This window comes from Pandoraea sp. ISTKB, from assembly GCF_001721285.1.
Taxonomy (GTDB): domain Bacteria; phylum Pseudomonadota; class Gammaproteobacteria; order Burkholderiales; family Burkholderiaceae; genus Pandoraea; species Pandoraea capi.
On sequence record NZ_MAOS01000064.1, the window covers coordinates 14254 to 28068 of the forward strand.

A 13815-nucleotide genomic window follows, 5' to 3' on the forward strand; every position below is an offset into this window, starting at 1 on the left:
ACCGTCGCCAGGCAGTAGAATACTGCCGCATAGCCCCCTAAAGACTCTTTATTACCGACATCACGATGTTCACAGGAATTGTTCAAGGCACGGCCACGCTGTCGTCCATCGAAGATCGCGACGGCATGCGCACCCTGGAGCTGGCCTTTCCCGAAGGCTTCTGCGAAGACCTGACGCTCGGCGCCAGCGTCGCCGTCGACGGCTGCTGCCTGACGGTCACGCAACTGCTCTCGCCCACGGCGGCGTCGTTCGACATCATCCTCCAAAGCCTGAACGTGACGACGCTCGGCAGCTTCGGCGTCGGCGCAGAGGTCAACGTGGAGCGCGCGGCCAAGGATGGCGCGGAGATCGGCGGCCATCCGCTGTCCGGGCATATCGATTTCTCGACCGAAATTCTCAGCGTGCGCACTTCGGATACGAACCGCGTATTGCGTATCGCCATTCCCGAAGCCTTTCGCAAGTACGTTTTCGCCAAGGGCTACATTGCGATCAACGGCGCGAGTCTGACCGTCTCGGAAGTGAATCGTCAGGAAGGCTGGTTCGAGGTCTGGCTGATTCCGGAAACACGCCGCATGACGACGTTCGAAGACAAGGGCGCCGGCTCACGCGTGAATATCGAGATCGAGCGCAGCACGCAGGTCGTGGTCGATACCGTGCGCGAAGCCGTGCAGGAAAGCCTCGGCCGCCTGCAACCGGTGCTCGAAGCCCTGCTCAAGGAGAAAGGGCTTTCGCTCGACGACTTCGTCGGTGTGCCGAAATTGCCGACCGATCACGCCTAAATATCGCCTGAGCCTGACGCTCACTCATCAAGGACATTCATGCAACTCGCTACGTGGAACGTCAACTCGCTCAAGGTTCGTCTCGGACACGTACAGGACTGGCTGCGCAGCAATCCGGTCGACGTCTTGTGCCTTCAGGAACTGAAGCTGACCGACGAGAACTTTCCGATCACGGAGATCGCCGCCCTCGGCTACACGTCGCACTTCACCGGTCAGAAGACGTATAACGGTGTCGCGCTGCTGGTCAACCACGCGAAGGTGGGTGAAGCGACGGATATCGTGAAGAATCTGCCGAACTTCCCCGACGAACAGCAACGCCTCATTACCGCGACCATCGGCGGCGTGCGCGTCGTGTGCGGCTATTTCCCGAACGGCCAGTCGCTCGAATCCGACAAGTTCGCCTACAAGCTGAACTGGCTCGACGCCCTCACCCACTGGCTGTCGGATGAGATGCAACGCCACTCGCAGCTTGCCGTGCTCGGCGACTACAACATCGCCCCGGAAGATCGCGATGTGCACGACCCGGCCAAATGGGTAGGCTGCAATCTGGTGTCGCCCCAGGAGCGTCAGGCGTTTGCGCGATTGCAGGGTCTCGGCCTGCGCGACACCTTCCGCATGTTCGATCAGCCGGAGAAGACGTTCAGCTGGTGGGACTACCGCATGGGCGCTTTCCGGCGCAACGCAGGTCTGCGGATCGATCACATTCTCGCGTCGGGCGCATTGGCCGAGCGCTGCACCGCCTGCGAAATCGACCGTGTGCCGCGCACCTGGGAACAGCCCTCGGATCACACGCCTGTCGTCGCCACGTTCAAGGATTGACGCGCAGACGCAGCCAAGAAAAAACGGCACCCTCGGGTGCCGTTTTTTTGCGTCGCCGCCGACAATCCGTCAATGACTGGCGCGAGGATCGGTCAGCCGGGACTCGTAGACGAAGCAGCGAATCGCCGCCTTGTTGCGGGTGTCCATCTGCATGAATTCGAGCCCATAGGCCCACGTGCCGTCCGCGCGCGGACCTTCAACGCTTCGCACCGCCGCCATGCCCAGAATCGGCACGATGTCGGCGCCGATGGGCACCCGGAACTGCAATGCCACGTGATGGCAACCCTCCGGCAACGGCGCCTTCGCGATGATGCCCGCGCCATCGGCACTGATGTCGCGCACCAGTACCAGCCACTCCGGCGTGTCCTGCGGGTCGGCCAGCAGGCGCCGGAACGAGGCACGCGACGTCTCGTCGATCGGCGAGAGTCGCGCCACGAGCCGTGTGTCGACGCGTGGCGTGCGACGCACCGGCGTCTCGCGCACCTGTGCGGGACGTGACAGCACCACGTAATCGAACGGCCCGTGGTGCACGCTATGCACGTCGCAAGTGAATTCGTACAGGTTATCGCCCGGAAAGGTCCAGAGCGCCAGCTTGTCGCCTGCGGTCACCGGCAGGCGCGTCTCGCCCGCCGAGGGCGGTGTGATGAGCAGCATGCCGTTGGGTGCCCGCCCGATTAGTCTGGCCCGTACGCGAGCCGTTTCGGCATCCGGTGCGACCCGCACCTGAAGCCATGCGCCAATCGGCAGCGGGACCGGCAGACCGTGCAGGTAAACCGTCGAACCACTGGTGCCCAGCGGAGACGCCGAATTCGCCGCCTCCGTGCGCCCCGCCGCCTCGCCCGTCGTCGCCCCGTCGGGCAGCGGCCGGTGCGGCGCAAACATGGTGAAGAGCCAATCGAGATCGGCTTCGGAGGGCAATCGCTCGCCCGCCGCCAGCAACGGTGTGCCGTCGGCGTCGAACAAAGGCCAGGAAAGAGGAGCGTGTGCGTCAAGCTCGCGACGATTGACCGCCACGAACCCCGGATAGCCTGACGCAATACAAGTCGAGTGCATGATGCCTGGGAGGGTACGAAACCCCTGAGAGCCTGGGAACAAGGCTTTGGCCTTCCCCGCATTCCCGCCCGTGGGGTTGCGTCTTTGGCAACCCTCTACGTGCAGGCATCCGTGGCCAAAACCCCACAAATGTCGCCAACTTACAGAAATGCCACGCGTCCTGCCGACCGGAAGCGCCGCCCATCACGGCAACGCATTGCGCGTACGTATTTTTACCACGAAAGCGCGGTCATTCCGATGTCGGAATATCAGCCAAAACGCCCCTCATTCCCTGATTCGAATTGCGCGTGACAGCTTCGGGCGATGCCGGCGTTGCCAAGGCCCGGCGAACCGCGTCGGCGGGAAGCGGAAACCGGACAGCCCAGAACCATGGGAGCGTGTGCCGGCACGCCTGCGCCAACCCCGGCAAATCGCGCACATCCGGACAGGTAATCCATTCGGCCAGACATTGCGCCAATTGACGCGCCGAACTGGCCTCACTGGCGAGACAAGCCCGCAGCGCGAGTGCTTGCGTCACCCCACGCCATAACGCATCACTGGCCATCGCCTCGTTGAGGACTGCCAGAGCGTACTGACGACACGCGAGACGCTGACGCTGCACCTCGGCATCACCCGCCCTCGATGGCAGATACCACTCCGGTTGGGTGGCGAGCCATCCGAAGCCCGCTGCGACAGAAACGAGCCGGACACGACGCGACATCGAAACACTCATCGGCGCGTCGGCATCGAAGGAAAATAACGGACACTCACGAAACACCTCCTCGATGTCTGCGTACCCTGCCGAGCGTAGCGTGATCTGTGTGGGCACCGACGACGTGCCGATCAACATCCGGACCCGGTCCGTCAAACTCAGCGCCGGATGTCGCGCGTCCGTCGCCTCTTTCGCGACGGTTTCGACCACCGGCTGCCACCCGCCACCGCACGATATCCTCGCCCGTGCCCGCGCGTCATCACCGAGCCAGCGCCCCGTCAGCCGGATAAGTGCATCGAGCGAAAACTCCACCGGCCAGACACCCGCGAGGAAACCGAACGTCCGCAACAAGCCCTGAAGCTGTCGCATCGTACCCGGCACGTAATCCTCCTGCGACGTGTCATCGCGAACCACCACCCTCGCGCCGGCCCAGCGCCAGCCGGGCGCCGAATCTTGCGCGAATGCCACCTCCCCTGCCTTCGCCGCCCCGAACGTCGCCGAACCCAGCACACCTGCGAGCAGCGATCTTGGTAACCGCGCAGCGGCCCCGCCATCGGGCCGGATTAAAACGACGCAGGCGGCGTCCAGTGCATCGACGCCATCCGCCGAAAGCGCCGTGTAGAGGTGAGCCGGGAGCGCCTCCAGCCACGCGACGCGCAGCGCACTAGCCCGGGTATCGCTGCCGTTCCCGACACCTTCCCCGGCCCAGTAGAGGGTTTGACACATGGCACCGGCATACGCCCACACCGCCTCGGACGAGGCCTTCACACAGCGGCCATGCAACGCCGTCATTAGCGCCGGTACGGCCCATTTCGCTTCGTCGTACGACAGCCGCGTGTCCGTCAACGCCTCAAGCTTGCGAGCCACCCACTGTGCGCGCAATGCAGCGAACCCTTCATGCGCGCCGAGCCCACCCGTCTCGCTCGGTGCCACCAGCAGCCGCCCCAGCCACTCGCTGTGCTGAACGTGCTCGGGCAACCGATGCAACGACGGCGCCGTATCGGTTGCCGGCATCCCAAGTCCGGACCGGTGCCGTAACGCCCCGAGGAGTTGCAGGAAGACGCTGGCACGCATTGCGGGCTGATCGACGGGGAATGTCATCCACGATTTCACGACATCGTCGAGTTCTGCGGGCGTCAATTGCCTCAGCCAAGCAGCATCGAGACGCAGACGTGTGTCGTACCACTGCGAGGCACCGAGATCGCAGTGGCGTCCGATACGAATGCGCTTGAGGCTGGCCCCGCAAAACCGAACCTGACGCATATCGCACGACTCGAAAAGCGCCCCGTTGAGCTTTGCGCCACGCGCATCCCATCCCACGAGATCGCATTCGCGAAACTCGGCGTTACGCAGATCCGCTCCCGACGCCCGTCCGTGACTCATCACGACCGAGGTCCATCGCGAGTGCTTGGCTCTCACGCCGATGAGCGCCAGCCGGCGCCCGCTACTCTCCATCAGACGCGCGCCCCGCAAGCGCGCCCGGTGTAGCGCTGCGTCGTCGAGTCGCACCTTCGTGAACGTCAACGCCTCACAACGGGCTTCACTCAGGTCTGCACCACACATCACGGTGTGCAAGAGTTCGGCGCCACGAAGATCCGCACGGACCAGACGCGCCCCGGACAAATCCGCCGCACGAAACCCGGCCTCGCGCAAATCCGCGCGCTCGAAATTGGCGTTCACATGATTGGAAAATGCGAAGTCTGCCCGACGCAGCATCGCGTCGCACCATGAAGTGCCGTTGAACTGCCCGCCGCCGAATTGGGCACGCAGTGCGCTGATGCCGCGAAGATCCCCACGCACCAACGACAGATCGGGAAGTACGGCGTCGCGCAAATTCGAGAGCGACAGCGCCACGCTCAGCATGCCTGCCGGCCATTCGCGCATCGGCAGATGCACCCATGACCTCACGTCGAACGCGGCATCGTCCACATCGCTCAATGCACGCCATGGCGCGGCAAAAGAGGTCCTGTCGCGCGACGCCGAACACCACGCCATCAACTCACGCGCGACATCGCCCGCGCGCGCACCTTGCGAGAGATGGGAAAAGCGCTCTCGCCAAACCCGCTTTAACGCCGATTTGTCGAACGGCAACTCACCTCGGGCAGCATCCGCTCGAACGCACAGGCGCTCGACACTGACACAGCGATCTCGCGCACGTTCTGCCAACGCATGCGAGAGCCATGACATGTGAAGCAGGAGGGTCCGCTGCTCGTCAGTGTCGGCCAATTGCATGGCGCGGCACAACACCTCCGGGGTCGCTATCGGGTTCGTCGACAGCGCAGAGACCCGCCGTTCGCCTTGCCCCACGGAACGCGCGCCCGCCAATGCGGTGGGAACCAGGGCCATCGAACCTGCCGGGGCTTGTCCATTGCCTGTTGCCGTGGGCTGAAGCGGCATGCGGTATCGCTCCTCGGCACGCGCTCGGGCGCATGCACAAAAAGCCACCATGTTGCCGAAAGAACCCGGCGCTGCGCGCTGAGGAATTTCCGATTCAGTCGCACAGCCCCAGGAGACGCCGCTATCGGATCATCCGCGTCATGCGAGACAAAGCTGGAGCGCGTCGCGCCAGTCCGGGGCCCGCACGCCGAAGTTGCGCGCCAGTTTGTCGTTGTCGAGGATGGAATACGCCGGGCGTTTGGCCGGCAGCGGATAGGCAGAAGTCGGAATCGCCACAACGTTCGGACGCTTCTCCGCCGCGCTCACGTCGAGAATCGCTTCGGTGAATCCGTGCCACGTGGTCTGACCGGCCGCCGTCAAGTGATAAAGACCGCCGCGCTCACGCCAGAAATCGGCATCGACACCCGTCTCCGTCAGCCCCTGCACCAGCACTTGCGACGTGAGTTCCGCAATCGTGCGACACCACGTCGGCGCCCCGTACTGATCGGCAACGATACGCAGTTCGTCGCGCTCGCGGGCAAGTCGCTGCACGGTCAGCAGGAAGTTCGCGCCGCGCGTACCGTACACCCAGCTCGTGCGCAGCACCAGATGATTCGCCCCGCTGGCGGCGATAGCGGCCTCGCCCGCCAGCTTGGTACGGCCGTAGGCGTTTTGCGGGTTGGTGGGTTCGTCTTCGCGATACGGCGTAGATGAAGTGCCGTCGAAAACGTAGTCAGTGGAGTAATGGACGACAAGCGCGCCGAGACGTTTTGCCTCTTCTGCCATGATGCCTGGCACGACCGCGTTGACCTGATAGGCCGCCGCCTCATCCGTTTCTGCGCGATCGACTGCCGTGTAGGCGGCCGGATTGACAATCAGATCCGGCGCAAAGTCGCGCAGGGTACGAGCGACGCTGTCGGTATCGAGCAGATCCATTTCGTGGCGTCCGGGGGCGTGCACGTCGCCCATGCCTTGCAGGCAACGTGCCAGCTCCCACCCGACCTGACCGGTCGCGCCCGTCAACAGGATGCGTCTTGCCATGTTACGGCTCCCTTGTTGCGATGTAAGAAAGCAAAGGAGCCTACCCCGTTTTGCTTCAGGATTCCAGCCCGAGCTCCTGGATCTTGCGCGTGATGGTGTTCCGGCCGATGCCAAGACGACTGGCGGCTTCGACCTTTCGGCCCCGCGTGAAATCCAGCGCTTCGTTGATCAGCGCGGTTTCGAAGCGACGCGTCAATTGATCCATCACATCGGGCGACGCCGAGCGCAGCAACCGCGCGACCTCACGCCGCAGGATCGGCTCCCAGCTCTCGACGCCAGCCATCGCCGACGCGGCAGACACGTCTGCGACAGCGCCAACGCTACCCGGAGCGCTCACGCCACCCGCCCCAGCCGCAGGCGCTGACGACACGGCGCCGACGCTCCCGTAACCCGGGTTGCTGCCGGCCGACACCGGCGCCGTCGCGCCACCTGCCGTCCCATTGACATACGCGGCCTGACCGGCAGACCCCGAAGGCACCGCCGCCGTCTGAAACTCGGGCGGCAGATCCTTGATTTCAACGGTCTGCGCAGGCGCCATCACCGTGAGCCAGTTGCTCAGGTTTTCCAACTGACGCACGTTGCCCGGGAACGGGAAGCGCGTCAGATGCGCCAAGGCCGCCTCGCTGATGCGCTTGGTTTCGACGCCCAGTTCGCGCGCGCTCTTCTGAAGAAAGTGCCGCACCAGCAGCGGAATGTCTTCACTGCGCTCGCGCAGCGACGGCAGACGCAGTCGAATCACGTTCAGACGGTGATACAAGTCCTCACGGAACAACCCCTGACGCACGCGATCCTCGAGATTCTGGTGCGTCGCCGCGATCACGCGCACATTCGCCTTGATCGGGCTGTGACCACCCACACGGTAGTAGTTGCCGTCCGAGAGCACACGCAGCAGACGCGTCTGCAGATCGAGCGGCATATCGCCGATTTCGTCGAGAAAGAGCGTACCGCTTTCGGCTTGCTCGAAGCGCCCGCGCCGTGTCGCCTGCGCGCCCGTGAACGCGCCGCGCTCATGACCGAACAGCTCGGACTCCAGCAGATCTTTCGGAATCGCCGCCGTGTTAAGCGCAATGAACGGCCCCGATGCACGCGGCGAGTGACGATGCAATGCGCGCGCGACCAGTTCCTTGCCCGATCCCGATTCACCGGTGATGAGCACCGTGGCGCTCGAATGCGACAACCGGCCGATGGCGCGGAAGACGTCCTGCATCGCACTCGCCTGCCCAAGAATCTCGGGCTCTTCGGTGATGCGCTCGTCGTCAGTCGCTTCGCGCAGGCTTTCTTCGACGGCGCGCAGAATCAGTTCGACGGCACGATCCACATCGAACGGTTTGGCAAGGTATTCGAACGCCCCGCCCTGAAACGCGGCCACCGCGCTATCGAGATCCGAGAAGGCGGTCATGATGATGACCGGCAGGCCGGGGTGGCGCTGCTTGGCCATTTGCAGCAGTTCGAGCCCGGAGCCGCCCGCCATGCGGATGTCCGAGACAAGCACCTGCGGCGAGTCGTGTTCGAGCGCCGCGCTGGCTTCGCGCGGGCCGGTGAAACTGCGCACCGGCAGATTGGCTCGTGAGAGTGCCTTTTCCAGCACCCATCGAATCGATTGGTCGTCGTCTACTATCCAGATCGGCTTCATTGTTCACCGTGTAACGTCTATGCCCGGCCGCAGGTGTTACGGCCGACGGCGTGAGGGCCGCATCAGCCCAGGGGCAGCAGGATTCGGAAATCCGTCCGTCCGGGCCGGCTTTCGCATTCGATCAGACCGTCGTGACGCTGTACGAAAGACTGCGCCAGTGTGAGTCCCAGACCGCTTCCCCCTTCACGCCCGGACACGAGCGGATAGAAGATGCGATCACGAATGTCGGCAGGAATGCCGGGCCCGTTGTCGATCACATGCAATTCCAATGCCAGCTTGTGCAATCGCTTGGCAATCGTGATCTTTCGCGCCACTCGCGTGCGCAAAACGATGCGGGCATCGCCGCGCGCGATCTGCTCGCGCAGCGCTTCCGCACCGTTACGCACGATGTTGAGTAACGCCTGAATGAGTTGCTCCTTGTCACCACGGAAGTCAGGCAGGCTCACGTCGTAATCCCGCTCGATCGACAGCCCCTGCGGGAACTCGGCGAGCACCACCGAACGCACGCGTTCGCACACTTCGTGAATGTTCACGTCCGTGGCGATGTACGGGTGGCGATGCGGCTCCAGCAAACGGTCGACCAGCGTCTGAAGCCTGTCGGACTCCTTGATGATGACCTGCGTGTATTCGCGCAGCTCGCGCTGATCCAGCTCGAACTCCAGCAATTGCGCCGCACCGCGAATCCCGCCCAGCGGGTTTTTGATTTCGTGCGCCAGATTGCGGATGAGCTGCTTGTTCATCAACGCCTGATCGATGATCCGCTCTTCGCGTTCGTTCTTCAGCTTCTGCTCGTTCTCGATCAACTCGACGATCACGAAATCGGGGGCGGCTTCCGGTGCCGCCACGATGGCGTGCGTATGCAATGGCTCCTGAGCGGTGCGTTCGAGCACCAGATCGAGGCGTGTCGTCTGAAAGTGATTGGCGATGAGTTCCGTCATCGTCGAGGACAGCACGTCCCCGTTCGTGAAGACGTCGTCCCACGTCATTTGCGAGAGCGAACGGCGCGAGAGTGCAAGCAGCGCCTCGGCCGCCGGATTGGCGAACACAACGCGCAGCGAGTGTTTTTCGAGCACCAGAAGCACGGTCGGCAGCGCTTCGAGGCCCGGCAAAATACCCGTCGCGGCGAGCTTCGCTTCCCACGGGTCGACGCTCGTATGCAGCAGCGACGCATGGCCGGCCGCGCCGGCAAAAGCTGCGGCAGCGTCTGCCGTTACATCGGTGGCGTCATCAGCGGCGGCTTGTGCGGCTCGCTTCGTCTGCCCTTTCTCACCAACGCGGACACTTTTCATCGAGGTTCGGGGCGATAAGTTCATGGCGAGCCATGAGAGACACGGAACGCATGAGCGGAATGCGCGACGGATAAAAAAGGGGGACGGCCGCGGCCATCCCCCCGTGCTTGTCGAGCATGACGGTCGGCCGCTGGCGTTCCGTCATGCCGGCGCATTCCCTGCGCAGCGATTCGATTACAGCGAGTAGTACAGTTCGAACTCGAGCGGGTGCGTGGTCATCGCGACACGACGCGCTTCGTTGGTCTTCAGTTCGATGTACGAATCGAGCATGCCGTCCGTGAACACGCCACCACGGGTCAGGAACTCGCGGTCTTCGTTCAGGTATTCCAGCGCCTGTTCGAGGCTCGAGCACACGGTCGGGATCTTTGCATCCTCTTCCGGCGGCAGGTCGTACAGGTTCTTGTCGGCAGCTTCGCCCGGGTGGATCTTGTTCTGCACGCCATCCAGACCGGCCATCAGCATGGCCGAGAAGGCCAGGTACGGGTTGGCCATCGGGTCCGGGAAGCGCGCTTCGATGCGGCGGCCCTTCGGGTTGGCAACGTACGGAATACGGATCGAGGCCGAACGGTTACGGGCCGAGTAGGCCAGCTTCACCGGGGCTTCGAAGTGCGGCACGAGGCGCTTGTACGAGTTCGTCGACGGGTTCGTGATCGCGTTCAGGGCACGGGCGTGCTTGATGATGCCGCCGATGTAGTACAGCGCGAATTCCGACAGACCGCCGTAGCCGTTACCGGCGAACAGGTTCTGACCATCCTTCCAGATCGACTGGTGGATGTGCATGCCCGAGCCGTTGTCGCCAACGATCGGCTTCGGCATGAACGTTGCCGTCTTGCCATAGCTGTGTGCGACGTTGTGCACGACGTACTTCAGGATCTGCGTCCAGTCGGCGCGCTCGACCAGCGTCGAGAACTTCGTGCCGATTTCGTTCTGGCCCTGGCCGGCGACTTCGTGGTGGTGCACTTCGACCGGCACGCCCAGTTGTTCGAGCAGCAGGCACATTTCCGAACGCATGTCCTGGAACGTGTCGACCGGTGCGACCGGGAAGTAGCCGCCCTTCGTGCCCGGACGGTGACCGGTGTTGCCGCCTTCGAAGTCCTTCGACGACGACCACGGTGCTTCTTCCGAATTGATCTTCACGGACGTGCCCGACATGTCCGTGTTCCACTGGACGGAGTCGAAAATGAAGAATTCCGGTTCCGGACCGAAGAAGGCGGTGTCGCCCAGGCCCGTGCTCTTCAGATAGGCTTCAGCGCGCTTGGCGATGGAGCGCGGATCGCGGTCGTAACCCTTGCCGTCGGCCGGTTCGATCACGTCGCAGGTCAGCACCAGCGTGCTTTCTTCATAGAACGGGTCGATGTACGCCGTGTTGGCGTCCGGGACCAGCAGCATGTCCGAGGCTTCGATGCCCTTCCAGCCTGCGATCGACGAACCGTCGAAAGCGTGGCCGCTCTCGAACTTGTCAGCGTCGAAGTGCGACACAGGCACCGAGACGTGTTGCTCTTTGCCGCGCGTGTCGGTGAAACGGAAGTCGACGAACTTGACGTCTTCTTCCTTAACCAGGTTCAACACATCTGCCACAGATTTGCTCATGCTATCTCCCGAAAGATTCAATCTGGCGCTGCTGGCGCTCATCGCCCGCGTCGCCGCACCCTCTTAACGAACTCCGTGTTCGGATTCGCCATTGATAAGCAGGAAGCGTGCCAGCGCATCGCTTACCCGCCACATTCCACCCTCGCCCACTGATTTCTAAGGAAATAATCGATTCTGGTGCGTCCTGCTGCGAATTCCCGCTCATGGGCCGAAATTCCTTATTTCGGTGCACATTGCACCAAAATATCACCAATTCGGTGCACTCGAGGATTATGCACCTTTTAGGTGCCATTCATCGAATTCATCGGCCCGAAATCGTGCGCGTCTCTGCACCGTCATAATGCGTCAACTGAGGCAGTCGTAGTGCAAATCCCAAAACATCCGGACGACTCCCAATATCACGACGGAACAGTTAACACGCATCTAGCGTGTGGTGCACGCTAGAATGAAGGACAACCATCGACTAACGAGATCACAGCAATATGACAAGCGCCAAAGCCATTCTCGATCAAGCCACGCAACGTCGCGCCTCGGGCCAGCTCGCCTACACGGGCGCCGTGACGCCGGAAGAAGCGCTGGAACTGCTGAAGGCCGATGCGAACGTTCGTCTGATCGACGTACGCACGCGCGCCGAACTCGACTGGGTCGGTCGCCCGCAAGTCCCGGACGGTCAGTACGCCAACGTCGAATGGGTGCGATACCCGGGCGGCGTGCCCAATGAACACTTCCTCGAACAACTGACGTCGCAAACGCCGGACAAGAATACGCCGCTGCTGTTCCTGTGCCGCAGCGCCGCACGCTCGAAGGCTGCCGCAAAGGTCGCTTATGAAGCGGGCTTCACGCAGTCGTTCGATATTCTCGAAGGCTTCGAAGGCGACAAGGACAGCGCAGGTCACCGCAAGCACGTGAGCGGCTGGTGCTTCCGCGGCCTGCCGTGGCTGGGCGCCTGATATTACGTAGCGGCGTCGTGAAGCTCACGCGCCGCCGACATTCGGCACGAAGGATAGACGCCCCGGACCTGGCTGCCGGATCGTCAACGACGCGAGGAGACGCGTGATGGACTGGACACATTTGCTGACGTTTGCGCTTGCCTTGTTCGTGGGCGCAGGCACGCCGGGCCCCGGCATCGCCGCCATCGTAGCGCGCGTGCTCGGACGCGGCACGCAAGGCGCTATCGCGTTCTCGGCAGGCGTGGCGATCGGCGACGTCGTCTGGCTCACGCTCGCTGTGCTTGGCGTCGCCGCGCTGGCCCATACGTTCTCGGGCGTGTTCCTCGCGATCAAGTACGCGGGCGCCGCCTACCTCCTCTATCTTGCATGGAAGATGTGGAACGCCCCGGCGATTGCGCCGGCGGAGCCGCTCGCCGCCGCGCCACGCGAAAAATCCTGGCGTCTCTTTTTCGGCGGCCTGTCGGTGACGATGGGGAACCCGAAAGTGGTCGTGTTCTATTTCGCGTTGCTGCCCAACCTGCTCGATCTAGCACGCGTGACAGCGCTCGGTTACATCGAAGTCGTGGGCGTCACGCTCACCGTGCTGGCGATCGTCTTCGGCAGCTATATCGCGCTGGCCGCCCGCGCGCGACGCCTGTTGAGTTCGGCACGCGCAGTCAAGCGGTTGAACCGCGCAACGGGCACTGTCATGGCCGGCGCAGCGGTTGCCATCGCTACGCGTTAAGCCTCGCCTCCTCTCGCTCTTTTGCGTGATCGACGCCGCCTTCGGGCGGCGTTTTTCATTGCCCCCCTCGGCTCGACCCCGCAGCGCATCCCACCCACTCTCCACTTCTCGTCCGACGAGAACCCATCACGCATTGTTGCGATTCGCGTAAGTATTTATTCGCTTAATTGCCGTTTTTCTGTGATAGCCGGACGCTTAGACTGGCTTCAACGGTCGCGCACCAGCGCCCTTCGCAAGACAGAAGAACAGGAGTTATTGTCATGAATCGCAAGTTGATGGTTTCCACATTGATCTCGGCCACGATGGCCGCCGCAGCAGGTTCCGCCTTCGCACAGTCGCGCTTGTCGAGCGACGCCTACCCCGACGGTTCGCCGTACGCCTGGGTGCCGCAAACGTCGCAACTCACGCGTGCGCAGGTCCGTGAGCAACTGATCGAAGCACGCGCTCAAGGGTTGATCCCGCAGAACGACTACGACTACCCGGCGTTCAACACGATGCCCAACGCCAATGTGCCCGGCAAGACGCGCGCACAGGTCTATGACGAACTCGTTCGTGCTCGTCAAAACGGCGAGATGAAGTACTCGAATCCGTAAGCCACGTTTCTCCCCTCGTCATGCCGCCTGCCTCCGGCGACATGACACGACGCACGCGGGCTGGACGGCATCTCCTGCCCGCGTTGCGTCACCTCTTTAGCATCGTTGTCTCCTATGTCCCGCCGACAGGCGCGCGCCCACGCCCAGCAACGCAGCACCGGGCAAACCGTCAGGCACCCCCGACCGGTCCTCTTCCCCTCCGGTCAAGCAGGCACCGACGGCTTTCCCATGGGCGCTTCTCCTGTCGCCATGCGTTCCCCGCTATCGAATGGACGCA

The 13815-nt window shown here is 63.1% G+C and carries 11 protein-coding genes; 5 read left to right on the top strand and 6 right to left on the bottom strand.

From position 1 onward, the window contains the following. Positions 1-65: 65 nt before the first annotated feature. The gene (locus A9762_RS23095) at positions 66-779 is read left to right on the top strand and encodes a riboflavin synthase (RefSeq protein WP_069344331.1); all 714 of its coding nucleotides are present in this window, start codon (positions 66-68) and stop codon (positions 777-779) included. 39 nt (positions 780-818) lie between these two features. Further along, positions 819-1598, top strand: coding sequence for an exodeoxyribonuclease III (xth, locus tag A9762_RS23100; protein ID WP_069344332.1), 780 nt, complete (start codon positions 819-821; stop codon positions 1596-1598). A 69-nt stretch (positions 1599-1667) separates the two neighbouring features. Here the strand turns inward: xth and A9762_RS23105 are convergent, their stop codons facing one another. The 6 genes from A9762_RS23105 to glnA all read right to left on the bottom strand — a co-directional run bounded on the left by A9762_RS23105 (position 1668) and on the right by glnA (position 11271). Then, on the bottom strand, positions 1668-2651 hold the full coding sequence (locus A9762_RS23105; protein ID WP_083254218.1) for a flagellar brake protein: 984 nt from the start codon (positions 2649-2651) through the stop codon (positions 1668-1670). Positions 2652-2880: 229 nt separating this feature from the next. Then, the gene (locus tag A9762_RS23110) at positions 2881-5739 is read right to left on the bottom strand and encodes a pentapeptide repeat-containing protein (protein WP_170836310.1); all 2859 of its coding nucleotides are present in this window, start codon (positions 5737-5739) and stop codon (positions 2881-2883) included. Between the two features lie 138 nt (positions 5740-5877). Further along, entirely contained in the window at positions 5878-6759 is an 882-nt protein-coding gene (gene rfbD / locus A9762_RS23115) for a dTDP-4-dehydrorhamnose reductase (protein ID WP_069344335.1), read from the bottom strand. A gap of 55 nt (positions 6760-6814) precedes the next feature. Next, positions 6815-8392: a nitrogen regulation protein NR(I) gene (gene ntrC / locus A9762_RS23120; protein WP_069344336.1), complete on the bottom strand. Its 1578-nt coding sequence runs from the start codon at positions 8390-8392 to the stop codon at positions 6815-6817. A gap of 62 nt (positions 8393-8454) precedes the next feature. After that, positions 8455-9681 (bottom strand): nitrogen regulation protein NR(II), encoded by a 1227-nt coding sequence (glnL, locus tag A9762_RS23125; protein WP_240493682.1) that lies wholly within the window; start codon positions 9679-9681, stop codon positions 8455-8457. A gap of 174 nt (positions 9682-9855) precedes the next feature. After that, positions 9856-11271 carry a type I glutamate--ammonia ligase gene (gene glnA / locus A9762_RS23130; RefSeq protein ID WP_069344337.1) on the bottom strand — a complete coding sequence of 472 codons (1416 nt, stop codon included), beginning with the start codon at positions 11269-11271 and terminating at the stop codon, positions 9856-9858. Between the two features lie 482 nt (positions 11272-11753). Here glnA and A9762_RS23135 point away from each other — a divergent pair, with 482 nt between their 5' ends. The 3 genes from A9762_RS23135 (at position 11754) to A9762_RS23145 (ending at position 13538) form a co-directional block, all read left to right on the top strand. Further along, positions 11754-12221 (top strand): rhodanese-like domain-containing protein, encoded by a 468-nt coding sequence (locus A9762_RS23135; RefSeq protein WP_069344338.1) that lies wholly within the window; start codon positions 11754-11756, stop codon positions 12219-12221. A 106-nt stretch (positions 12222-12327) separates the two neighbouring features. Continuing rightward, positions 12328-12945, top strand: coding sequence for a LysE family translocator (locus A9762_RS23140; RefSeq protein WP_069344339.1), 618 nt, complete (start codon positions 12328-12330; stop codon positions 12943-12945). 260 nt (positions 12946-13205) lie between these two features. Beyond that, positions 13206-13538: a DUF4148 domain-containing protein gene (locus A9762_RS23145; protein ID WP_069344340.1), complete on the top strand. Its 333-nt coding sequence runs from the start codon at positions 13206-13208 to the stop codon at positions 13536-13538. Positions 13539-13815 lie beyond the last annotated feature (277 nt).

Excerpts from the sequence above, each read along its gene's own strand:
- A9762_RS23135 (WP_069344338.1), top strand. The coding sequence starts at position 11,754 with ATGACAAGCGCCAAAGCCATTCTCGATCAAGCCACGCAACGTCGCGCC.
- glnL (WP_240493682.1), bottom strand. The coding sequence starts at position 9,681 with ATGAAAAGTGTCCGCGTTGGTGAGAAAGGGCAGACGAAGCGAGCCGCA.
- A9762_RS23095 (WP_069344331.1), top strand. The coding sequence starts at position 66 with ATGTTCACAGGAATTGTTCAAGGCACGGCCACGCTGTCGTCCATCGAA.
- A9762_RS23140 (WP_069344339.1), top strand. The coding sequence starts at position 12,328 with ATGGACTGGACACATTTGCTGACGTTTGCGCTTGCCTTGTTCGTGGGC.
- A9762_RS23145 (WP_069344340.1), top strand. The coding sequence starts at position 13,206 with ATGAATCGCAAGTTGATGGTTTCCACATTGATCTCGGCCACGATGGCC.
- glnA (WP_069344337.1), bottom strand. The coding sequence starts at position 11,271 with ATGAGCAAATCTGTGGCAGATGTGTTGAACCTGGTTAAGGAAGAAGAC.
- rfbD (WP_069344335.1), bottom strand. The coding sequence starts at position 6,759 with ATGGCAAGACGCATCCTGTTGACGGGCGCGACCGGTCAGGTCGGGTGG.
- ntrC (WP_069344336.1), bottom strand. The coding sequence starts at position 8,392 with ATGAAGCCGATCTGGATAGTAGACGACGACCAATCGATTCGATGGGTG.
- A9762_RS23110 (WP_170836310.1), bottom strand. The coding sequence starts at position 5,739 with ATGCCGCTTCAGCCCACGGCAACAGGCAATGGACAAGCCCCGGCAGGT.
- xth (WP_069344332.1), top strand. The coding sequence starts at position 819 with ATGCAACTCGCTACGTGGAACGTCAACTCGCTCAAGGTTCGTCTCGGA.
- A9762_RS23105 (WP_083254218.1), bottom strand. The coding sequence starts at position 2,651 with ATGCACTCGACTTGTATTGCGTCAGGCTATCCGGGGTTCGTGGCGGTC.